Source organism: Haloarcula sp. CBA1122 (genome assembly GCF_009741785.1).
Classification (GTDB): domain Archaea; phylum Halobacteriota; class Halobacteria; order Halobacteriales; family Haloarculaceae; genus Haloarcula; species Haloarcula hispanica.
In genome coordinates this window covers 56,480-77,979 of record NZ_WPCB01000001.1, presented here as the reverse complement: position 1 = coordinate 77,979, position 21,500 = coordinate 56,480, and the positions used below count along the sequence as shown (strand labels likewise).

The following is a 21,500-nucleotide window of genomic DNA, read 5'->3' as shown; positions in this document are numbered from 1 at the left end:
TGGTCGAGTCTGATCGATAGGGATCTGTGGGAGTATGGGACCAGAACGGCCCCGATCACCGTTGGTGCATCGCTCCAACACTAATTCAGATTACGGACACAGGTCGCCAGCCCACACGGTTGTCGCCGAATCACTCGATTCAGGCGGGGCGGAGTCGCACGATAGGTGCGTCAGACGAGTCGATTGCAGCGAGGACGTGTCCGGTTTCGGGCTCGACCACCACGTCGCGGATGCGCCACCCGCGGTCGGCGAGGAGGGGCGTCGCTTCTTCGACTGTTCGCCCATCGACGGTGAACCGGGCGAGATGCTGTGAGGCCAGCCCGCCGACGAGCAAGTCGCCGGTCCACTCCGTGAAGGCGTCACCGGTGTAGAACGTCGTGCCGCTGGGCGGGAAGCCACCCGATCCGCAGTCCCACGAATACACTGGTGCAACAACGTCGTCGCGCTCCGCGTGGCTGACGCCGATCGGATCGCCGCTGCCGTAGGTACAGCCCTCGTCGGCGACCGGCCAGCCGTAGTTGGCGCCCCGTTCGACGATGTTGATTTCGTCGCCGTCCTGCTCGCCGAACTCGGTCTGCCAGATGTCGCCGGTGTCGGGGTGGACGGTCATCCCCTGGGCGTTGCGGTGGCCGTAGCTGAATATCGAATCGACCGCGTCCGGGTCGTCGGTGAACGGGTTCGCGTCGGGAATCCCACCCGAGGGCGTCAGCCGAAGCGTGGTCCCGAGTTCGTTCGTCCTGTCCTGCGCGACGTGGTCGGGCCCGAAGTCCTTGAACTGTCTGTCGCCGACAGTCACGTACACCAACCCGTCCGGGCCGAACACGACGCGAGACCCGAAGTGCCCGTCAGAGTCGATAAAGGGCTCCGCGACGTGCAGTTGTTCAAACGTCTCGAACTGCGCGTCAGCGGCGTTCAGGCGACCACGTCCCAGATGTGTCGCCGACGCACCGCTGTCGTTGGCTTTCGAATATGTCAGATACACCCAGGCCGGGTCCGGAAAGTCGGGGTGGAGCGCCGCATCGAGCATCCCGCCCTGACCGCTCGCGTACACCGACGGTGCGCCAGTGACAGGCGTAATTGTTCCGTCGGCCGAATCGACCACCACCACGCGGCCGACGCGCTCTGTGACTAGCAACTGTGAGCCGTCGGGCAGCGGCGTGACGCTCCAGGGCGATTCGAGTCCGTCGGCGACGGTCTCGACAGCCGTCTCTGAACCGTCGGCCTGTCCGGAAGCCGTCGCTGTCGCGCCGTCCCCTTGCTGGTCGTCACTGGGGGCACTACAGCCTGCGAGTGTTCCAGCGGCCGTGAGCCCGCTCACAGCGAGGAACGTCCGTCGGTCCATTGTAGCTACAGCTACGGTCGCGGGGCTGTTAACTGCGGTCCTGATTGGTTTATCAGAAACCCGACTCGTCAGTAGCCGGTACTCACGGGACGCATCCTGCCATCCCTCGCCTATCGCGGCGAAGTGTCTTTTAGCCACCCGCAGCTACGCATTATTGATGGACCGTCACAATCAGCCAGCAGGTGAGAGAGAGCGTCTGCCAGCGGAGACGCTCTCGCCGCTGGCGACGCGGGTCGACGAGCTGCTGGCCCTGTATCGATACGAACTCACCCCCGCTATCGATGCGATCAATGCTGCCGTCGCTGGCTACGGTGGCCTGTTCGACCCGGAGACATCCGCCGATGAAATACGGACCGCAATCGACGAGCTTGTTGTATCTGGCCCGCCCCCGTCACAGCAGGGCGCGGCTACCTCCGACGGGGCACAGGTAGTGCTCTATGTGGACGGCAGCGCACACAGTAACGGGCCGGCCGGTGCCGGTGCTGTGATTCAGGCCGATGAGACACCGATTGCCCGACTCGGGCGTCCGGTCGGCTCTCGGACGAACAACAACGTCGCCGAATACGCCGCCCTCCATCTCGGACTGCGGGCACTGGCGACACGGTGTGACCCAGAGTCGGTCGAGATACGCATCGATTCGATGACCGTCATCAACCACATCTGGGGTAACAAAGAGAGCACCGTGAAAGCGACGCCGTACAGCACGGCGATCACTGACCACCTGTCGGCGCTGCCCGCCCACGAATGGACGCATCTGGCCGACAGTGATCCGAACCCGGCTGATGCACAGGCGACGGTCGGGGCCGACATCGCAGCCCTCGGCCCTGGGTGAGACAGGGGTGCCAGCGAGCCTGTCGTTCGCGTCGCTCGCGGAGCGTAACACCAGCGTCGAATTGCTGTGTAGATGGCCGCTGTTCTGCTGTTTTTATTCCTCGAGCACGTATTCTGTGTTAATGTACACCGATGGGCGGTACGACTATGACGTGGCCGTGGTCGGCGGCGGGCCGGCCGGGCTGACGAGCGCACTGTACACCACCCGACTGGGGATGGACACGATCGTTATCAACCGCGGTGGCGGCCGCGCCGCGATGATGACCGACACGCACAACGTCATCGGCGTCACCGAGGACGTTTCGGGGAACGAATTCTTAGAAACTGCACGCGAGCAGGTGCAGGATTACGGCGGGACCTACGAGCGGGGCTTCGTCGAATCGGTCGAACCACTCGCCGACGGGAACGAGGACGGGTTCACCGTGACGACGAGCGACGATGAGTTGGCAGTAAAGCGAGTCGTCCTTGCGACCGGGTTCGCCGACGAGCGTCCGGATCCGCCGCTGCCGCGGACCGGGAAAGGGCTGCACTGGTGTCTCCACTGTGACGCGTTCATGTTCGTCGGCGAGCCCGTCTTCGTCATGGGCACCGGCGAAGCCGCGGCCCACGTCGCGATGATTATGCTGAATTACACCGACGACGTGGACATACTGACTCGCGGCGACGAGCCGGAGTGGAGCGACGAGACGCAGACGATGCTCGACAATCACCCGGTCGATATCGTCGATACAGAGCTGTCGGGCAAGCGGACTGACGACGACGGCTGGCTATCGGCCTACGAGTTCGAGGACGGGAGCGTTCGGGAGTACAAAGGCGGCTTCCCGATGCTCGGGTCAGACTATCACGCGGAGCTAGCCGACGAACTGGGACTCGATAGAAACGACGACGGGACTGTGGCCGTCGACGACCACGGCGAGACCAGTATCTCCGGCGTCTACGCCGTCGGAGATCTGACGCCGGGCCACAATCAGATCCCAATCGCCATGGGTGAGGGCGCGGACGCGGGCATCGCGATCCACAAAGACCTCAGGAAGTACCCCCGTTCAGTCGACGACATCAAGTCCGAGGGTGCGGTCGAGGACGTGGACGTTCCCGCGGTCTCCGAAGAACTGTTCGCGACAGCGCTGACGCACGAAGGACACGCCGCCGGGCCACGTTCGGAGGCGACGCCAGAAGCCCGCGCTGACGACGACTGACGCGCCGTAGAATAGTTCAACCGGAGAGGCGACGAGGGAGCCGGGTACCGGCTCCGGGAAACGACCTATTCGTCTTCGGTTTCGCGCTGTCGGTAGGGTTCGAGCAAGTCGTCAAGGAGCAAACAGCGGGGGTCGGTGACGGGGTACGCAGTGTCGATATACTCCTCTGCCGTCTCGATGTCACCGCGGATCGCGAACTGCCGGACGCGCGCCGCGTTTTCGTAGAAGTTCTCGTTGATCTCCGGCGACATCTCGGCCCCGCTGGAAGCCGGCTGGTGCTGGAAGACCTCTTTCTGTAGCTCGTCGAAATCAACCATCTCGGGCTCGTAGTCCTCGATCTCCGAAAGGACGTACTCGACAGCGAAGCGTTGAAACTCGGACTTGTTCGAGAAGACACCCTCCGCTACCATCTCCTCGACGCAGTCCATCACCGTTTCGGGAAACCGGACCGTCGATTTGACCACGTTGTTGGTATCAGACTGTCGACCCATATAAAATATACTCACGCGAGGCCCGACCCAGTGCGTCTTGAGAGCATAGCGTAGCTCCAGCAGCGACGAACTACCTCGAAGTGGTGAGAATATCGCGAGCGTCTTGTATCGCAGCGAGAGACAAATCAGACGCGTACTGGTAGAAGATCTCGGTGCTGGTCACTGGTGCTGTCGTGAAAGATAGCGGTTACAGAACATACTTTTGCCGTGGATACCTTCTAAAGCCTGACAATGGGTCGCCCGAACGTGTTACTCGTCGTTCTTGATTGTGTCCGTGCGGCGAACACCTCGCTGTTGGGTCATCGACGCAGGACCACCCCCTTTCTCGAAGCGTTCGGTCGTGAGGCGACGGTGTACACGCAGGCACGGACAACCGCGAGCTGGTCGTTGCCGGCCCATACGAGCCTGTTCACCGGAGTTCCGGCGGAGGGCCACACGCTCAAGATTACCGAACGGCTGCAGCCCGGCCAGACGATCTTTGATTTCCTCCACAAGGAAGGATACGAAACTGGCGTATTCACCGAGAACCCGTATCTCACCGTTCATCCATCCGGGCTCAGCGACAGCTTCGAGACCGTCGTCACGGAACGGCCCGATTCAACAGACGTTGACGACCCGTCCGAAACCCGCAACGGTGTCGACGGCTTCTGGTACGCCGACGAGCTGACTGAGTGGGTCGACGAGCAAACTGAGTCCTGGGCCGCGTGCCTCAATCTGATGGACGCGCACATGCCGTACGCGACGCGGGACGCCTACGACGAGTGGGGCGCGGACCTGTACTGGGGAATGCACGACGAACTCCCGATCAAGTGGGAGTGGAGCGTCTACGGAGAGCAACTCCCGCCGGGCGTCGGACAGCTGCTCGAACCGCTGTACGACGGCGCGATTCGACAGACTGACGCGATTCTGGAGCAGGTGATTGGTGACCTGGAAGCACGCGGCGTTTTAGACGACACGCTGGTCGTCATCACGGCGGACCACGGTGACGGATTCGGAGAACCCCCACAGGCCGCCACAGAGCCACCCGCGGTCATGCACGGGATGGGCACGCAGGAGGAACTGTTTCACGTCCCACTCGTCGTCCGAGGTCCGGGGCAGACCGAGGGGCGGCGAATCGAGTCCCTGGCGACGCTGTCGCGGTTTCCTGACGCCGTGTTGGCTGCCTTCGACGGGGAAGTGGACGACTCCGGGTGGTTCGTCGCACCAGACGGGCAGACGACTGCGTACCAGGCACCACCGACCGGGCAGACGGCAGAGTACGCCGAGCAGTACACTGACGAGCCGGACCGGTTCCAACAGCCGGCGTCGCTCGTGTACCAGAACGGACCCGGTGACACCGTATACAAGCGCGCAGCGTGGGGAGCGGATGAGTACGAAGCGGTCGTGCGGGGCCGGCGGTCCGAGCCCAGCGACGGCACCCCCATCGACCGCCCGCCGTCGGACGTTGTCGCTGACTCCGCAGAGCAAAGTGAGACGCTCGAAATCACCCAACTCGCTGCAGGCGAAGACGAAATGGCAGAATACGATATCGATGGCTTCGACGACGTAGACCTCAAGTCGCGGTTGGAGCGGCTCGGCTATCTCTAAGTCGGTGCTACGCAGGCCTGCACCGAGTATCGTCCGCCACAATCGTGGTACGGCTGCCGTGTTTGCGATGCCTGAACAGAATCGAAAGGGATGTTTGTGACAACTTGATTTGTACGAACGATGTATAGCGATATTCTCGTTCCAACGGATGGGAGTGCGTCAATGAAGCAGGTACTGGAACACACAATCGACATTGCCGACGGGCGGGACGTCACCGTCCACGCGCTGTATGTCGTCGACGACCGAGCGTTCCTGTCGATGGATGACGAGATGCAGGACGAGGTGCTGGAGAACCTGCGAACGGAGGGCGAAGAGGCCACGTCGGTCGTCCGAGACACGCTGGAACAGGAAGGAATCGAAGTCTCGACGGCTATCCAGCGGGGCAAACCAGCAGACCGCATCGTATCGTACGTTGCTGACGCCGACATCGACCTGATTACGATGGGAACGCAGGCAGACAAGTACGAAAAGAACATGCTCGGGAGCACAGCGCAGAAGGTCGTCACGAAGTCGTCCGTTCCGGTACTCACTGTTGACGTTTCCGAGTCGGACTAGGTGTGTAGTCACACACTGGCCGCAAGCAGTTCTCCGGCGGTAGCGATTGTTACGGGCTCGACGGACCGTGGTGCGACTTGAGCAGGCCAGAACAATCCCATCACCCGTCGCTTAAAAGTTCCAGCAGCCGCGTCGCTCTTGGACTAGACCCGCTGCCAATCGGCTGTGAGAGCTATGGACACGCCTCGGCGGTGCTTATTGTCGGTCAGAACCGGATACTGAGATGAGTTCCGCTATCGGCGAGACTGGCCGAGCGCTACTGGGCGTAAATCTGGAACGGTTCGATACTTCTCTGTGTTGAGTATAGATCCAAGTATTGATAATAATCTCATATAGAAGCACTATGTATTGAATTGTTGAAACTAACTATACTTATCCAGATGTCACTATTAGGTGCTGTTCTGGCGGGTAAGTCGTAACCCAGAAGTTCTGCGCATCCTTCGTCAAAACTGCTATGTCTACGACGTTGACCGTCGAAGGGATGAGTTGTGGTCACTGCGAGCAAACCGTCGAGGAGGCCATCGAGGCGCTCGCTGGTGTCCAAGGCGCTGAAGCCGACAAAGACGCCGAGCAGGTGTCTGTCGACGGCGACGTCAGCACAGAACAACTCATCGCCGCTGTGGAGGACGCGGGGTATGACGCAAAGGCCTGAGGCAGTCCCACCGCGAATACTGTTGTAGCTGTTGTCGACACGACTTCGTTAGCTACTGCTGAGTAGCGACTACCCATCACGCAGTCAGGCGGTGTGAGGAAAGTCCCGCTCAGTCAAACAGCCCCTCTTCCCGAAAGCCAACCATCAGATCGTCGATAAGGGCTGCAGCTGTCTCGTAGGGATAGTCCTGATACTCAGCGTATTCTGTGCCAAAATCCATCACCCCCACGCTGACGTCCCCTGCTTCGAACGTCGTACTTGGGCCGTCCGGCAGAACTGGCACCAGCTCCATCGGTTCCTCGACGGGGTATTCGGCGCTGGTGAAAACTGCCTCTAATTCCGCTCTAAGCTGTTCGGCAGTGTCTTCTGTCATAGTGGAGACTTGGTTGAGAAAGACAAAAGGCTTGTTCTGTGACAACGGTAGGAGTAGCGGATCACTCGGTATAGCCGAGGTCGCGGAGGTTTTTCAGGATCTCTTCGTCTTCAACGGCAGTATCGATGGCTTCGTCCACGATATCCTGTCGCTGTTGCACTACTTGGAGAAGCTGTCGCGCACTTCTGAGTTTGTATCGGACATCGGGGTCGTCCACGTCGTCGAAAGCGCCCTCCAGCAGTTCGTCAATTGTGGCGAGTGTCGTTTCAGCCATAGAACCGCTATTGGGAGTGATTTACTAAGTTTTGCTGGATTTGCCCGTGAAGTGAGCCTTGATTAATAGGAGAGAGTCTCCCACACTGTTGCTCAGAGTGTGTGTGAGTCTTCTGGAAAACCGGAAGCTGAAATTCTTGCATATTGAGATATCATATTAACATTTTTTATTGAGCTATCGAAATGAGCAGTCGATGCCCTCCACGTTGCGGCGGACATTCCTCGGAATGGTCGCCACTGGATCAGTCGCCAGCATCGCTGGCTGTTCGTCGTCGTGCCCTGACGACGGCGCACCAGACCCATCGCATACAGTTGACCCGGGAGTCAACAGCGCCGGCTTCGAGACAGTGCCCGACGGCTCGTGGCCGTTGCCGCGGTTTGACACGACGAACACAGGCTATGCGCCGGTCGGGATGGAAACCACGACGCCGTCGGTCAGATGGCACGCAGATATTTCAACATCGTCTGGTGGCGGTGAAACCGCCGGTGCAAGCGCGGGGGTTGTCGCCGACGGAACTGTCGTGCTAACGACAGCGACCGGTGTCGTCGCCCTATCGCTCCGTGACGGCACAGAACAGTGGCGGCGCGATCTCACACCGGCGACAGTTCCGTCAGTGGTCGACATTGGAGACGAACCAGCGCCGCCGGTAATATCCAACAGTCGCGTCTTTCTCGCGACAGCGGACAGTGTCACTGCACTTGAAATTGGAGATGGATCTGTTGCGTGGCGAAACACCGACACGGCCGGGGCAGGCGTTCCGACAGTGACTGATGACGCCCTGTTCGTTCCCACGACTGACGGGGTAGCGAGATTTGCGACCGACGACGGACGCCGGCAGTGGACGGCGACCGCCGACGGGACGAGGCTGGCCGCAGCCGACAGTACCGTCGTCATCGCCGGTGAGAAGATAACGGCAGTGGATGCCGCAGCCGGCGAGGTCCAGTGGGAACACTCGGACCGACCTTCGGGATACCCCGTCGTCTCTGACGGGACCGTTTATGTGAGCGGTACGTACGGCGACCTGATAGGTCGGTCACTCACCGACGGGACCGAGCAGTGGCGTCTCGACGACAGACGGTCACTCGAATTTCCGGTCGTGACGCCCGATAGCGTGTACGCAATCGAGCGCCCCGGTGAGTCATCCAGCGCGACGTTCGCCTTCGACCGCGTCGATAACGGGCCACCGAAGCCCCGGTGGTGCTCCGAAATCAATATCGGTGGCGCGGTGACTGCCGCGGCTGACGACGCTGTGTTCACATTCCAGAGTGACGATGGCCTCACCGCGTTCACCACGCGCCTCGGCGAGGCAGTATGGCAGTATCCGGCCGAGTATCAGGCTGTCTCACTGGCGGTACTCGATGGCGGAATCGTGAGCGTGTCGCCGGACGGAACCGTCGTGGCTCTCGGAGGTGAGTGATCCGCTATGTGGCGTCGCTCATATCGGCTCGCCGGTCCGATCCTCGGTTTGAGTGCAGTCTGTCTGCTCATCACCGCGGTGCCGCTCGAACTCTGGCCGACACCGCGGCCGGGTGATTCGTATGTGTTCAACCCACCGGCGTTTAGCGCAATTTGGGTACAACGGACGCTCAGGCCGGGACTCATCATAAGCGCGAATGCGCTGCTGTTAGTCGGGCTGAGCACAGTACTCAGGCGTGACAGCGCGTCGATGTCTCGCTTGCAGCGCGCGTTCGCATTCGGCGCTCTCTTTGGGACTGGCGGCTGTGTGCTTGGAACGCTGTTGTTCACCACAGCCGGCACAAACGATATCGGGAGAGAAATAACCGCCTTCCTCATCTGGGCTCTTGCGATCCCGTTCGTAATCCTGGGACTCGTCGGCTGGGGCATCGGCTACCTGCGGGCAGACAGTACTCGACTCGGTGCCGCCCTCACTGTCCCACCAGTACTCGCTGTTGCGTACATCGGTCTCTCGATGGCAGGTGTCGACTTCTCACCCGTTGGCAGGCTGCTGTTGATTATCCCGACGAGTGGCATGGCGCTTGTCGTCGGCTACGACCTGTGGACCGACAACACCGTCTCCGAGGAAAGATAACGGGGCCAACGGCGACCTGTTCCAGACAACGAACAGCCGACTCACCCAAGTAACCCAGCCCGACCAGGGATTACCTGTTCTGAACGCTCGGGTTGTCGGTCAAACACCGCGACGACCGAGGCGGCATCGGGTAGATGTGGTAGTATATACTCCCCCTCAGCGTGTTCGATAGTAACCGTCTCTGTTCCGAGCAGCGAATCGAGCGGCGTCTGCTCGACGCGGAGGCCACTTTCCTCCCACGACTCGATGCGCCAGAGTGCCGTGCCGAACAGACAGTCATATGCGACGAGCGCACCAGCGTCAGGGTCAATCCGGTATTCGATTGTCCCGTATCGCAATAGCTGATCGAGACACAGCAGGAGAGCCGGGATGCTAACGCTTGCGAGAACGATCACGGCGACGATGTCCCACGCACTGCCAATTGCAAACAGGACCGCAACGAGCAGCCCCATGCCACCGAGAAACAGGCTTCCTGGGTGATACGGAAACCGGAGGAGGCCGCCGATGACCCGTCCCCAGCAAACTGGACGCACCCGCTCAGGTGCATCAGTGAGCGTCCCGTCGACGGAGCGAGCCTTCGGCGGGGCCGTTTGCCAGCCGTATTCCTCATCGTATGTCTTGAAATAGACGACAAGACGGTCGCTGTAGACGCCCAGGAGGTCGGACGTGAATTTGAAACAGACGACCATGAGTAGCAGTGGCAGTCCGACGACAGTCGGATCAAGACTGCCGAGTTCTGCTTCAGGCCCCTCCGTAGCTGCTGTTATCAGTGCCAGCGTGAGTATGCCGCCGAAAAAGACGGTTACGATCCGAGGTAACAGTCCTCGAAACGCCGTCGTCGAGTTGTGTTTCCGATACTCCCCGTTGTAAAAGTAATTCCGTACCGTTGTGATTCCCGTCAGAACGAAAATCCCGATAGTCGCCAGCAGCACACCAGTTACCGTCTCTGTACTGGGTTCCGGCAGTGGACCGATGAGCAGGCCCCCAGTAAACAACCAAACGACTGCCAGAATTAGAACGGTAATTGGGAGCGCGAGTAGCGTCGTGAGATAGACTCGTAAACCGGTTCGCGGGACGGAGAGGGCGAACTGTCGTTCCGCCAGCGGGCCCATAAGCAAGGTGCTGGTCTCAATATCCGGCGGGCGACCAGCGAACACTGCCCGAACGAGTGCCCAGACCGAGTCGACGCCGAGCTCGAACCAGTACAGAAACAGCAATGCAGCCGCACTCCAGTCAAACAACCCGACGCCAACGACGGGGAGAGAATTCGAGACGATGGTGCTGAGGAGTTCTGTCCGACGGCTATTCTCCGCGTAGAGAACCCGTCTGGTGAAGGGCATTATCCGTGGTGACGGCTAATGGCATATGAACGAAACGATTGCACGGCCAGCAGTGTGCTACGCTACAAGCGGAGTTTCAGTACGCTGGCGACCTCCTGAATCGCGGATAAGACTGGCTACGCACTGCCATCGAATGGATTATAGAACGCTTCGTATGCACTGTTGGTCTCATCAGGGCTTGCGTGTCAGAGACAGCAGATACGCTCGCATTCCAATTACCGGTCAGAACAGGTCGGTAGCGGTCAGTACAGGCCGTACGCTTGCCAAAGTCTGGGTCCCATCCTGAGCTAACCGCCGGTCTAGTTACACGGAAACTGACTCACCGGCTTTGTTCAGTGTTCAGTTCTGCTGTGGATGGAGAATCAGCGCTGGCCGCGCTATCTACTAAATTGTCAAGCGGTGTCGGTTCTGACTGGTCACGCTGATCAGTGTCTTCGGATTGGAGCAGCGTATTCAACCGATGTTCGAATTCCTCGTCAGTGATTGCCCCCGTTGCGTACTGCTTGCGAAGTATGTCGATCGCTGAAGCGGTATCTTCGTCTTCTGTGCCTCGGTCAGTAGTGTTCGATTGCTCACTAAGCGTGTAGAACAGATATATCGAACTCAGAATGAATCCGGACCCAAGGAGGAACGAGATAAACGCACTCGCTGACACATAACTAGGATGGAGGACATAGTTTCCGACTCTGATAAGCCAGCTACTCAGGAATATCACACCGATCACGAAGCCAGATACAGCCAGATTAGCCCGCTTCCGTGGATGTTCGGGAATTAGCCGAGCTATCCGATTATACATGACTTCGTTCTGTCCGGGATATCTTTGGAGGACATTCATATCAAAGAACACGTTGTTGATACAAAATGTTTTCTCATACCACCTGATCGACCGGATTGGTGGCGTGACGATAACGGAGACACGCAGCACAGCCAATGTGACAGTGTAACATCTGGACCGTTGCTGGGCGGCGTAACAGTCACTTCGAACGTGCTCTGAACGGTTGACTCGACCGAGTGTGGTCTCCAATCCAACGATATATTCGGCGAGAACCCCTAATATGTGTATGGCCAGATATGGTTCGGTTCTCATTTACGACGGGAAGTGTCCGTACTGCTCGGTGGCTGCGAAAGCCCTCGAACAGGTCGAGGATATCGGTGCCATCTCGTGGTATGAAGAGTCGGCCCAGTCGTTTCTGACGGCCCAGTTCGACGACCCACCGTTCGCGATGGTACTGATCGATCAGCCGGCAAAGCAGGTGTTCACAGGCCGCGCAGCCGCCGAGGAACTCGCTGGCCGTGCCGGACTCCCCGACCTCGTCGGCTCACTCGTCAGAGAGAACTACGAGAAGATCGCTCAAATCATTGGTCTGGCGAGCGGGCGGGGCAGAAAACCGGCTGACGTTCACGAGCGATACGCACTGACGGACGATGCCCGAGACCACTTTGATGCGCTTGCGATGAACGCCATTGATCGCGATATTCGGGCCGACACATAGCTGTGCGTTCATAGCCCACCGTTTCGTGAAAGACCACTGTTCGGAAGCGGGCGAACAAGATCACATCTCTTACTCGCTTGCTGCCCTCGCTGCGGTTGTGAGCCGCCAGCGCCGGACCTCTCGGTGTGTGTTGAACCCGACCAAGCCTTTCAGGGTGAGTTGCTGGAGATGTGTCGTGACATACGGTTTCGGGGCCGCAAGGCGTGCAGAGATTGGGCTGTCGGGACCGCCGTCGCCTCGCTGTCTTCGAGTCCTGCCAGAACCTCGTCGTTTGTTAGTGGGTCAATCGCCATACTACCCATTCGGGCTGGCAAGTAACAAGTTCTGGCACTCCGCTTCTGGTATCCTTCTGGAAGGAATGCAGCGTCGGTATGATGGGGACATACCCTTATTTGATTGAATATATAGAAATTCCCGCTATAATTTTTAATCCTGCTCACCATATAGCAGTTAATACACTAGTTACTCATCCCATCCGAATTACTTCCCCAAATATTAAGATAGTCCAACACAATACCGAACTACATGAAGAGGCGGTTGCGAAAAGCGCTGGAAACGATACCTCTCTCACGGGATGATAGCACCACAAACCTTGATGCTTGCACAGAATGTGGTGGGCCCTCACTACCCGGTGCTGGCCGCTGCACTGACTGTTTAGAAGCGTAAAGTCATTCATTGTCCTGACGAGACGAAAGCCGGTTCTTCTACAGTAACAATTGAAACGATTTCCACACCGATCGCACTGCCGTCGTGCGATCAGGTGTACATTGATCTTCAACGGCTACTATAGTTACTACCCTCAGCGAAGCGGTTCGTGGACAGTATCATCGCGGTCAATATCGAGCAATGACGGCAATATCCGTGACCGTTCGGTTGCAGATGAAAATAATCAGTACAGAAAGCCGAGCCAGCAACAGATCCGCTGCCGACTGATAGGGAATAGTATCCAGATTTCGACATATATTTATCCGATAGCTATCATCTCTCAGTGATGGCTTCTCGCAGATCAGTGTGTCTTGAGGAGATGGTATGGCCGGAGATAGAATCTGCCCTCGACAACGGAACACGGACGGTTATCATCGCTGTCGGCTCGATCGAACAACACGGCCGACACCTGCCACTGAACATGGATACGCTGGACGGGGACGAACTCTCGCGCCGAATGGCGGCCGAAATGGGTGATGCTCTTGCCGCCCCCACAATTCGCCCCGGATGTTCGGGACATCATATGGAATTCCCCGGCACAATAACCGTGCCACCCGAGACATTGATGGATGTCATCCGGTCGTACTGCAGATCCCTCGACACCCATGGCTTCGAACACATCGTTCTCGTCCCGACTCACGGTGGAAACTTCGGGCCGGTCAAAACCGTGGCTCCTGACATTGCACGTGAACTCGAAGCCTCGGTGATCCCGCTCGCTGATCTCGACGAACACATGCAGTTGCTGAATGAGGGTCTCAGCAAGGCCGGTATCGAGTACAAACAGGATGTAATCCACGCCGGGGCCGCCGAAACAGCGATTGTGCTGGCCATCGATGAGGGTCTTGTCAGGACGGAGAATATCGAACCCGGGCCTGAAGGTGACATTTCGCCGGCTCGGCTGCTAAGTGAAGGGTTCAAATCAATCACCGAAAACGGTGTCCTCGGTGATCCGACAGCGGCGACCACCGAGGCCGGAGAAGCGATTATCGAGAACGTCGTCGAGGCGTACGTCGAGGCAGTCGAGACCGAACGCAACGCAGTGTAGTCGAAGGCGTGAGAGTGTGTGTCCACTTTGGCGCTGGCTGAGAGAAGACGGATACCAGCAGGCCTCGCCGATGCATACTAGTTTGTGACTACGACTCGAATACACGTCAACACCTGAGTGCGTACGTGGCAATCTCGCAGGCTGTCTCAGATTGTTCCGGTGGGAGCGATGCCGTCTCAGCTATGGGCCAGAACACGGCTAAAAACGAGCGGTCTCCACGTTACTGGCACGTATCCCACAGCTTGGCTGTGTCGTCACTCGTCGGTCTCGCGGCGGATCATGGCTGTCGCCTCGTATGAAATAACCAGTTCGTCGTCCTGATTCAGTCCTTCGTGCCGGGTGGTGATGTACCCACGACTCGGGTCGCTGTCGGAGGGTCGCTTGTCGATGATTTCGGTTCGTAGTCGTAGCGTGTCACCGGGTTGGAGCGGTTGATGCCAGCGGAGATCGTCGACACCGACGCCAGCCTGTGTTGCCATATCCTCGCTGTTCTGGACGTTGAGACGCATACAGATCGCGGCGGTCTGCCACCCGGAAGCGACTAGCCCGCCGAAGACGGAGTCCTTCGCTGCGTCCGCATCGGTGTGGAACGGTTGCGGGTCGTACTTCTCGCCGAATTCTACGATCTCGGATTTCGACACAGTGTATCCATCGGATTGTCGTACGTCGCCAACCGAAACATCCTCGTAAAGTTTCATACGATCATGCACAGGGTGCACAAACAAAAAACCGGCGCGATCACCGACAGAATGCAGTTCCGTGGGTATGGCAGCAATACCGGATTCAGGAATTATTGCGATGCGTTCGAGAGTCGCTGGCGAACAATATGCAGTAAGCCAAAGCGGCGAACAAACCCTCTCGGTGGTGCCGTGCTCAGAATAGCAGCGGATTCAAGCGCGGCGTACTTAGCTCGAACTCAGTCGGTCGCTCCAGTTTCCGCTCGTAACTGCGACGGCGAGGGCAACAGTGCCGACCACAGCGATAAGCGCTCGGCCGCCGAGTCCCAGCGACATCCCAGCGAGCGACGCGAGCGTGTTCGTCAGCAGGAACAGCACGACGACGGGGAGAACCCAACTGACCGTCAGGAGCCACGGCCTGGCCAACCACCCGAAGCTTTCGGTTCCGGCGCGGAACTCCGTCAGCGCTTCCCCGCGCAGTAGCCAGCCGACGATGACGGTGAACGCGAACAGTCCGACGGTCAACATTAAGTCTGCGAGCGTGCCGGAGACGAACTGGAACACCGGGCTCGTGAGTGCCAGCCCGCTCCCGGTGGCCGCAAGCAGGACCGAGACCAGGACCGTTGCCCGGCGTCGCGGAACGCCGAAGCTATCGACGAGCGTGGCGACCGGCGTTTCAAGCAGGCTGATACCGCTGGTCACCGCGGCCATCAACACCGTCGCGAAAAACGCCGTCGCGACGAGTTCCCCGCCCGGAAGCGTCGCAAAAGCCGTCGCGAGCGCGACGAACAACGCGCCAGGGCCGCCCTGTCCGGGGTCGACACCCTGGGAAAACAGCAGCGGAATGACGACCAAGCCGGCGAGGACACCGATGAACGTGTTCGAGACAGCGATGACCAGCGTATCTCGCGGAAGGGATGCGTTGTCGTCGAGATACGAGGCGTACGTCAGCATTACCCCAGCGCCGAGCGAGAGCGTGAACAGCGCCTGGCCCGCCGCTGGCCCGATAACGCTCAGGAAGTTGGCGGCGAGATACTCGGCGTCGAAGCTGAGATAGAACGCGTAGCCGGCGGCCGTACCCGGCTGGGTGGCCGTCCATACCGCGAGGCCGAGCAGGATTAGCACGACGCCGGGCAGCATCACCTTCGAGACGCGTTCGATACCGTGGCTCACGCCGAAGAAGACGATCCCGGCGACGCTCCCGAGAAACAGCAGGTGAAAGGCGACCGCTTCGAGGCCGAAGCTCATTGCCCCGAAGTACTGCTGGGGCTGCCCGAAGTACGCCCCGACCGGCGAGACCAGCGTGTAGCGAAGGATCCACCCACCCACGACAGAGTAGAACGAAAGGATGACGAGCGTCGTGAGGACGTTGAACGCGCCCAGCCACGACCCCCAGCGGGAGCCGGTGAGCGAGCGAAGCGCCGCGGTCGGCGTCTGTCGGCCACAGCGTCCGAGGACGAACTCAGCGAGCAGTCCCGGGACGCCGATGCCGACGACGACGAGCAGGTAGACGATGAGGAACGCGCTGCCACCGTTCCCGGCGGTCAGCCACGGGAACCGCCAGATGTTCCCGAGGCCCGCGGCACCGCCGACGGCGGCCAGCACGAAGCCGAGGTTCGATATCCATGAATCACGATCGGACATTCGTGTACACGTCTGTACAGTGGGTACTCAAATCCCTGTTGATTCGGTTGCTTGCCCGTGATTATGAAGTTATCAGATAGACAACAGCCGGGCCCGTATGCCGACTATGCCACAGCAGTCCGTATCGACTGCCAGCACACCAGCCACCTGGCGCGAAAATCCCGTAATCCGCCTCAGACCGCGAGGTACTCCGCAATCGCGTCCTCGTCGGCGATTGTCGACGGACCGAGTTCATCGACGACCGTCCCGCGCTCCATCGCGTAACAGCGGTCGGCCATCTCGCGGATGACCCCGAGGTTCTGCTCGACGAACAGAATCGTCGTCCCGAGGTCCTCGTTAATCGTCTGCATGTCCTGGCTGATTTGGTCAACGATAGATGGCTGGATGCCCTCGCTCGGTTCGTCAAGCAGGAGCAGGTCGGGGTTCGAGACCAGTGCCCGGCCGATGGCAAGCATCTGCTGTTGTCCGCCCGAGAGCGTTCCGGCTTCCTGGCCCGCCCGCTCTTCGAGGACTGGGAAGTAGTCGTATATCTGGTCGTACAGCGTTTCGTCGCTGTCAGACCGGATGGTCTCACCCATTTTGATGTTCTGTTCGACGGTCAGCTTGGGGAACACGTCCCGGCCCTGCGGGATGTAGCCGATACCCGCCCGTGCACGCTCATCGGCGCTCGCGTGGGTCACGTCGGTGCCGTCGTAGCTGATGGTCCCTTCGCTGGGCTCCAGCAAGCCCATCACCGTCTTCAGGAGCGTCGTCTTGCCGACGCCGTTTTTCCCCATCACCCCGACGATTTCTCCCTCCTCGACGGAGAGGTCCACATCCCGCAGTATCGGCGTTGTGTCGTAGGCTGCAGAAACCTCGTCGAGTTCGAGCATCACGACTCACCCCCCAGATATATCCGCTGGACCTCGGGGTCCGACTCTATCTCCTCGATTGGCCCTTCACGGAACACCTCGCCGTTGTGCAGCACAGTCACTTCTTCGGCGATGTTCGCGACGAAGTCGGTGTCGTGTTCGATGACGACGAAGGCGATGCCTTGCTCCTCGTTGAGCCGGGTGATCCGCTCAGCGATGGCTTCGCGCTCGGCCACGTCGAGGCCGGCGACCGGCTCGTCCAACAGGAGGAGGTCGGGTTCGAGCGCGGCGGCCATCCCGATTTCCAGTTGTTGTTGCTGCCCGTGTGAGAGCTGGCCGGCATCGACGTTCTCGTAACCGGTGAGCCCCGCGGCCTCGATGGCTTCGGCGACCAGCCGCCGTCGCTCCTCCCCGTCGGCGAATTGCTGAACGGGAAGCCTGACGTTCTCTCTGACACTCAGGTCACCGTAGACGGACGGGACCTGGAATTTCATACTGATCCCGCGTGAGACCCGCTCGTGTGGGTCGAGATCGGTGATGTCGTGACCGTTGTAGTAGATACTGCCGTCAGTGGCCTCGTACGAGCCGGTAATCAGGTTCAGCAACGTCGACTTACCGGCGCCGTTGGGACCGATGAGACAGCGTAGCTCCTCCTCGGCGACCGAGAAGTCAACGTCGTCCGTGGCGGTGAACCCGCCGAACTGCTTCACGAGCCCGTCGGTCTGCAGCAGCGTCTCCGTTCTGTCACCCGTTGCCAGTTCCGCGGCGGTCTGTCGGACGTTCGGTCCGAGCGAATCGATGTCGGATTCGGTTTCAGTATCACTCATTAGTCACTCACCTCACTCGACGCGTCGGGTGCGTCAGCCCCGCCGGCCTCGCCCGGACCGAGCCGGGCGTCGACAATCTGCTGGTGGACCCACGGAACGAACCCGCTCGGGAGCACCAGAATCGTCACCAGCAACAGGGTCCCCAGCAGGACCAGCGCCAGTTCTCCGGCCATCGAGATGCGGAGGTATTCGACGGCGAGCGTGGCGACGACGGCCCCGAGCAGGCTCTTTCGGCCGCCGAGGCTCACCCAGATGACCGGCAGCGTCGCGAACAGCAGCGAGAACACGGTCGGATCGATGTAGACGTTCCGTGCGGCGTACAGCACGCCGGAAAGGCCCGCCAGCGCGCCCCCGAGCGTGAACACGACGAACTTGACGCGGGTCACGTTGTAGCCGAACATCTCGGTCCGGTCCTCGTCCTCGCGGACGGCGACCATCACGCGGCCGTAGTCCGAGTTGACCAGGGCGCGCAGCCCGAGGTACGCCCCGACCAGCAACGTCAGCACGAGGTAGTAGAACGGGCTGATCTCGACCGCCCCGATGCCGATTATCCGCATCGGGAACGGGTTGTAGATGAACTGGTAGGACGCCCCGCCGACGCCGAGGGTCAACAGGGGGATGTCCGGCATCCCGTTGAAGCCGCCCAGCGCCGCCTCGCCGATGGCCCACTCGGACCCGGCGGTCTGGGCCATGAACGTGTGCAGCACGATTGTCGAGACGAGCGTGATGATGGTCACGTAGACGTCGCGCACCCCGCCGTAGAACATGAAGTAGCCCAGTATCGCCGCGCTGACGCCACCGCCGACGATGCCGGCGATGACAGCAGCCGTGATACCGCCCGGGGTCGCATAGTTGATCGAGACGACGCCGAACGTGTAGGCCCCGATGCCGAAGAAGACGACCTGGCCGAAGCTCAGCACGCCCGAGTAGCCCCAGACGACCGACAGCGAGAGCCCCAGCAGGGCCAGTACCATGAACAGCGACAGCTGGGACCCGTCGCCGAACAGCGGGTAGACCGCAAGCGCCGCGACGGCGACGAGGAAGCCGACCCAGAACCCCCGCGAGTCGCCGATGGTGTTCGGCCCCTCGAACCGACTGCGGAGCCGACTCGGGAGCGAACTGTTCGCCTCGCCGTGTGCAGTGTCTGTCGACATTTATTCGCTCTCCTGTCTCCGTTTCCGTAGTTGTTCGATGAACCCGGTGATGCCGTCGGGGAGGAACCGCAGCGCGACGAGCGCGGCCACGAGCAACGCGATGCGGCCGATGAACGTCCCGTAGAGGTTCGAGAACACGGCCAGTATCGCCCCGAGGACGCCCCCCGACAGCGCGGTCCCGAGGACGACGCTCGGGCCCCCGACCACGACGGCGACGAACGACTCGACGAGGAACTGGTCCCCGAGCGTCGGCCGCATCGTGACGACCGGCGCGAAGAGCGCGCCCGTCAGTCCCGCCAGTGCCGACCCGATGCCGAACGTCAGCATGTACATGCGCTCGGTGTTGACGCCCATCGCCTGTGCGGTCTCCTTGTCCTGTATCGTCGCCCGGGCGCGCATCCCGAAGTCGGTCCGGGTGAACAGGTAGTAGGTGGCGACGAGCAGCCCGATGCTGACGCCGGCGAGGACGATTCGGTACGTCGAGTAGGAGAACGCACCGTACTCGATGGGGCCAAAGGGCGTCGAGAGGCCGTCGATGGAGTTGCCGTAGGCGATTCGGGTCCCCTGGGTCAGTATCAGGCTGAGCCCGAACGTGGCGACCATCGAGTCGGCCAGCCGGTCGTACAGCGGCTCGATGATGTCACGGCCGAGGGTCCGCTGGCTGACCCAGTTGGGCCACGCCCCGGAGATGATGACCCGCTCGGTCAGAATCCCGAACAGGCCGGTGACCAGGCCGCCGGCGACCATCGCCACGACGAGCGGGAGGCCGAGTTGCGTCACTGCCAGCGTCGCGGTGTAGGCACCGATGAGGATGAACTCCCCGTGTGCCAGGTTGATGACGCCCATGATCCCGAAGATGATGGCCAACCCCGCCGCGGCGAGCACGATGAACGCGAAGCTATCGAGGAACTGTAACGCGAGGTTGATGCCGTTTACCATCCCTATTCGGCCTCCTCGTAGTAGTCGACCGGGGTGTACTGGGTCTGTTCCGGGTTCTCGGGGAGGTTACAGCCGGCCGTCTCCGAGAGGAACGTTTCGGGTATCTGGCGGTTCTCGACGGCTTCGACGTTGTGTTCCTCGTCTGCGCGCATGATCCACATGTGGTGGTCGACGTGGTGGGTCGCACCATCGAGACGAATCGTCTCACCCTCGGGCGCTTCGGGTGCCTCTTCCGTGCCGAGTTCGATCCCCGACTCCAGGGCGTCGATGACTTCCGGCTGTTCGGTGGTGCCGGCCTGCTCGACGGCCTTCTTGTACATGTACGTCGAGAAGTAGTTGGTCTCGGCCTCCTCGTTGAGGTACGGCGCGTCGGGATACATTTCGAAGTACCGGTCGACGAAGCCGCCGTCGCCCGTGTTGCTCTCGGTCGGTACCTCCTCCATGTAGTTGACGCCGGCGTAGATATTGGCCATCGCCGGGGCGTCGAGCCGTCGGTGCTCGTATCCCTGTGCCATCGCCGTTGACGTGCCGATAGGAATGTCGAGGCCGGCCGAGGCCTTCTGTTCGTAGAACGACGTGTGGTTCGCGCCAACGAGCATCGACATCACGAAGTCCGGGTCGGCCTCCTGAATCCGGTTGATGGTCGACCCGAAGGAGGACTCGCTCAGCGGGATGAACTCCTCGCCGAGGACGTTCGCGTCGTTTTCGTTGGCCAGCACCTTCACCCAGTCCGCGGAGAGCTGGCCGAAGTTGTAGTCAGCCGCGATAGTGTAGATGTCCGGGCCGAACTCCTCGACCAGGTACGGGAGGACGATGCCGAGTTGCTGGCGCGCGGTCGGGCCGACCGCGAAGGTGAACTCGTCGCAGACGCCGCCCTCGTACTGGGTGGTGTAGAAGTACAGCTGTTCGTTGCGGTCGATTATCGGCCGGATGGCCTCCCGGGTCGCCGAGGAGTAGCCGGCCCACAGCGCGTCGACGTTCTCCTCGTTGATGGCCGTTCGGGTGAGTTCCTGATAGCGCTGATTGTCCGACTGGGGGTCGCGCTGGAACGTCTCGATTTGCTTCCCGTCGATACCGCCGTTGGCGTTGATTTCCTCGATAGCGAGCATCGACGCCTTTGCTTTCGGGTCGCCAACGAGGGCGAAGTTCCCGGACTGATCCTCGAGGACGCCGATTTTGAGTGTCTCGGCGCTGCTCGCGGTATCGGTCGAAGTTCCACCTTCACCGGCCGAACAGCCGGCGAGGCCAGTGACGAGTGCGGCCCCGCTCGCGCCGAGGAACTGGCGCCGACTGACAGACGGACGACTCATGCTTTCACCACCAGTTTCTGATTGTTGTTGGAGCTATTATACCCACATTCCTTGTTCATATCTCGTCCTTTGTTCGTGATATCCGAACGTTCGTCCATGATTTCGATCACAGTGTTGCCGTCCGGGAGGGGGAAAATAAGGTTTACCACTCTTATCTTATATTG

At 60.3% G+C, this 21,500-nt stretch carries 22 protein-coding genes; 9 read left to right on the top strand and 13 right to left on the bottom strand.

The genetic code is table 11. The features are described from left to right. Window positions 1–139 precede the first annotated feature (139 nt). Window positions 140–1,342, bottom strand: coding sequence for a PQQ-dependent sugar dehydrogenase (locus GJ630_RS00385; RefSeq protein ID WP_191449107.1), 1,203 nt, complete (start codon window positions 1,340–1,342; stop codon window positions 140–142). A 157-nt stretch (window positions 1,343–1,499) separates the two neighbouring features. Between GJ630_RS00385 and GJ630_RS00380 the strand changes: the two genes are divergently transcribed. After that, window positions 1,500–2,174, top strand: a complete 675-nt coding sequence (locus GJ630_RS00380) for a ribonuclease HI family protein (RefSeq protein WP_191449106.1) — start codon at window positions 1,500–1,502, stop codon at window positions 2,172–2,174. 121 nt (window positions 2,175–2,295) lie between these two features. Beyond that, entirely contained in the window at window positions 2,296–3,369 is a 1,074-nt protein-coding gene (locus GJ630_RS00375; protein WP_191449105.1) for an NAD(P)/FAD-dependent oxidoreductase, read from the top strand. Window positions 3,370–3,434: 65 nt separating this feature from the next. Here GJ630_RS00375 and GJ630_RS00370 read toward each other — a convergent pair whose 3' ends face one another. Further along, window positions 3,435–3,860: a ribbon-helix-helix domain-containing protein gene (locus GJ630_RS00370; RefSeq protein WP_014031092.1), complete on the bottom strand. Its 426-nt coding sequence runs from the start codon at window positions 3,858–3,860 to the stop codon at window positions 3,435–3,437. Window positions 3,861–4,091: 231 nt separating this feature from the next. On the opposite strand from GJ630_RS00370, the gene GJ630_RS00365 reads away from it, so the two are divergent. The 3 genes from GJ630_RS00365 (at window position 4,092) to GJ630_RS00355 (ending at window position 6,654) form a co-directional block, all read left to right on the top strand. Next, window positions 4,092–5,447 carry a sulfatase gene (locus GJ630_RS00365; RefSeq protein WP_146417810.1) on the top strand — a complete coding sequence of 452 codons (1,356 nt, stop codon included), beginning with the start codon at window positions 4,092–4,094 and terminating at the stop codon, window positions 5,445–5,447. Window positions 5,448–5,567: 120 nt separating this feature from the next. Next, window positions 5,568–6,002 (top strand): universal stress protein, encoded by a 435-nt coding sequence (locus tag GJ630_RS00360; protein ID WP_050038346.1) that lies wholly within the window; start codon window positions 5,568–5,570, stop codon window positions 6,000–6,002. 454 nt (window positions 6,003–6,456) lie between these two features. After that, window positions 6,457–6,654, top strand: coding sequence for a heavy-metal-associated domain-containing protein (locus GJ630_RS00355; RefSeq protein WP_014031089.1), 198 nt, complete (start codon window positions 6,457–6,459; stop codon window positions 6,652–6,654). 109 nt (window positions 6,655–6,763) lie between these two features. Here the strand turns inward: GJ630_RS00355 and GJ630_RS00350 are convergent, their stop codons facing one another. Further along, a complete protein-coding gene (locus GJ630_RS00350) occupies window positions 6,764–7,027 on the bottom strand; it encodes an MTH865 family protein (RefSeq protein WP_014031088.1) in 264 nt (87 codons plus the stop codon). 61 nt (window positions 7,028–7,088) lie between these two features. Further along, complete coding sequence (locus GJ630_RS00345; RefSeq protein WP_014031087.1) at window positions 7,089–7,301, bottom strand: hypothetical protein; 213 nt, start codon at window positions 7,299–7,301, stop codon at window positions 7,089–7,091. A 226-nt stretch (window positions 7,302–7,527) separates the two neighbouring features. Here GJ630_RS00345 and GJ630_RS00340 point away from each other — a divergent pair, with 226 nt between their 5' ends. Together GJ630_RS00340 and GJ630_RS00335 are read left to right on the top strand one after the other, a co-directional pair. Further along, the gene (locus tag GJ630_RS00340) at window positions 7,528–8,718 is read left to right on the top strand and encodes a PQQ-binding-like beta-propeller repeat protein (RefSeq protein WP_014031086.1); all 1,191 of its coding nucleotides are present in this window, start codon (window positions 7,528–7,530) and stop codon (window positions 8,716–8,718) included. Between the two features lie 249 nt (window positions 8,719–8,967). Next, window positions 8,968–9,351 (top strand): hypothetical protein, encoded by a 384-nt coding sequence (locus GJ630_RS00335; RefSeq protein ID WP_044952865.1) that lies wholly within the window; start codon window positions 8,968–8,970, stop codon window positions 9,349–9,351. A 41-nt stretch (window positions 9,352–9,392) separates the two neighbouring features. Here the strand turns inward: GJ630_RS00335 and GJ630_RS00330 are convergent, their stop codons facing one another. Together GJ630_RS00330 and GJ630_RS00325 are read right to left on the bottom strand one after the other, a co-directional pair. After that, window positions 9,393–10,691 (bottom strand): DUF6498-containing protein, encoded by a 1,299-nt coding sequence (locus GJ630_RS00330; protein WP_064289089.1) that lies wholly within the window; start codon window positions 10,689–10,691, stop codon window positions 9,393–9,395. Window positions 10,692–11,010: 319 nt separating this feature from the next. Beyond that, window positions 11,011–11,487, bottom strand: a complete 477-nt coding sequence (locus GJ630_RS00325; RefSeq protein WP_129756327.1) for an SHOCT domain-containing protein — start codon at window positions 11,485–11,487, stop codon at window positions 11,011–11,013. Window positions 11,488–11,752: 265 nt separating this feature from the next. On the opposite strand from GJ630_RS00325, the gene GJ630_RS00320 reads away from it, so the two are divergent. After that, window positions 11,753–12,184, top strand: coding sequence for a DUF393 domain-containing protein (locus GJ630_RS00320; protein ID WP_191449104.1), 432 nt, complete (start codon window positions 11,753–11,755; stop codon window positions 12,182–12,184). Between the two features lie 991 nt (window positions 12,185–13,175). Further along, window positions 13,176–13,934 (top strand): creatininase family protein, encoded by a 759-nt coding sequence (locus GJ630_RS00310; protein WP_044952791.1) that lies wholly within the window; start codon window positions 13,176–13,178, stop codon window positions 13,932–13,934. Between the two features lie 254 nt (window positions 13,935–14,188). Here GJ630_RS00310 and GJ630_RS00305 read toward each other — a convergent pair whose 3' ends face one another. From GJ630_RS00305 to GJ630_RS00275, 7 genes are all read right to left on the bottom strand, one after another. Further along, a complete protein-coding gene (locus GJ630_RS00305) occupies window positions 14,189–14,632 on the bottom strand; it encodes a MaoC family dehydratase (RefSeq protein ID WP_129756328.1) in 444 nt (147 codons plus the stop codon). 207 nt (window positions 14,633–14,839) lie between these two features. Next, the gene (locus GJ630_RS00300) at window positions 14,840–16,255 is read right to left on the bottom strand and encodes a sodium-dependent transporter (protein ID WP_064289087.1); all 1,416 of its coding nucleotides are present in this window, start codon (window positions 16,253–16,255) and stop codon (window positions 14,840–14,842) included. Window positions 16,256–16,428: 173 nt separating this feature from the next. Further along, window positions 16,429–17,127 (bottom strand): ABC transporter ATP-binding protein, encoded by a 699-nt coding sequence (locus tag GJ630_RS00295; protein WP_151147564.1) that lies wholly within the window; start codon window positions 17,125–17,127, stop codon window positions 16,429–16,431. After that, the gene (locus GJ630_RS00290; protein WP_191449103.1) at window positions 17,127–17,933 is read right to left on the bottom strand and encodes an ABC transporter ATP-binding protein; all 807 of its coding nucleotides are present in this window, start codon (window positions 17,931–17,933) and stop codon (window positions 17,127–17,129) included. The genes GJ630_RS00295 and GJ630_RS00290 overlap by 1 nt, the downstream gene beginning before the upstream one ends. Further along, on the bottom strand, window positions 17,933–19,087 hold the full coding sequence (gene urtC, locus GJ630_RS00285) for an urea ABC transporter, permease protein UrtC (RefSeq protein ID WP_191449102.1): 1,155 nt from the start codon (window positions 19,085–19,087) through the stop codon (window positions 17,933–17,935). The genes GJ630_RS00290 and urtC overlap by 1 nt, the downstream gene beginning before the upstream one ends. Then, window positions 19,088–20,026, bottom strand: a complete 939-nt coding sequence (gene urtB / locus GJ630_RS00280) for an urea ABC transporter, permease protein UrtB (RefSeq protein ID WP_014031074.1) — start codon at window positions 20,024–20,026, stop codon at window positions 19,088–19,090. A 2-nt stretch (window positions 20,027–20,028) separates the two neighbouring features. Continuing rightward, window positions 20,029–21,336 (bottom strand): urea ABC transporter substrate-binding protein, encoded by a 1,308-nt coding sequence (locus GJ630_RS00275; RefSeq protein ID WP_014031073.1) that lies wholly within the window; start codon window positions 21,334–21,336, stop codon window positions 20,029–20,031. Window positions 21,337–21,500: the final 164 nt, after the last annotated feature.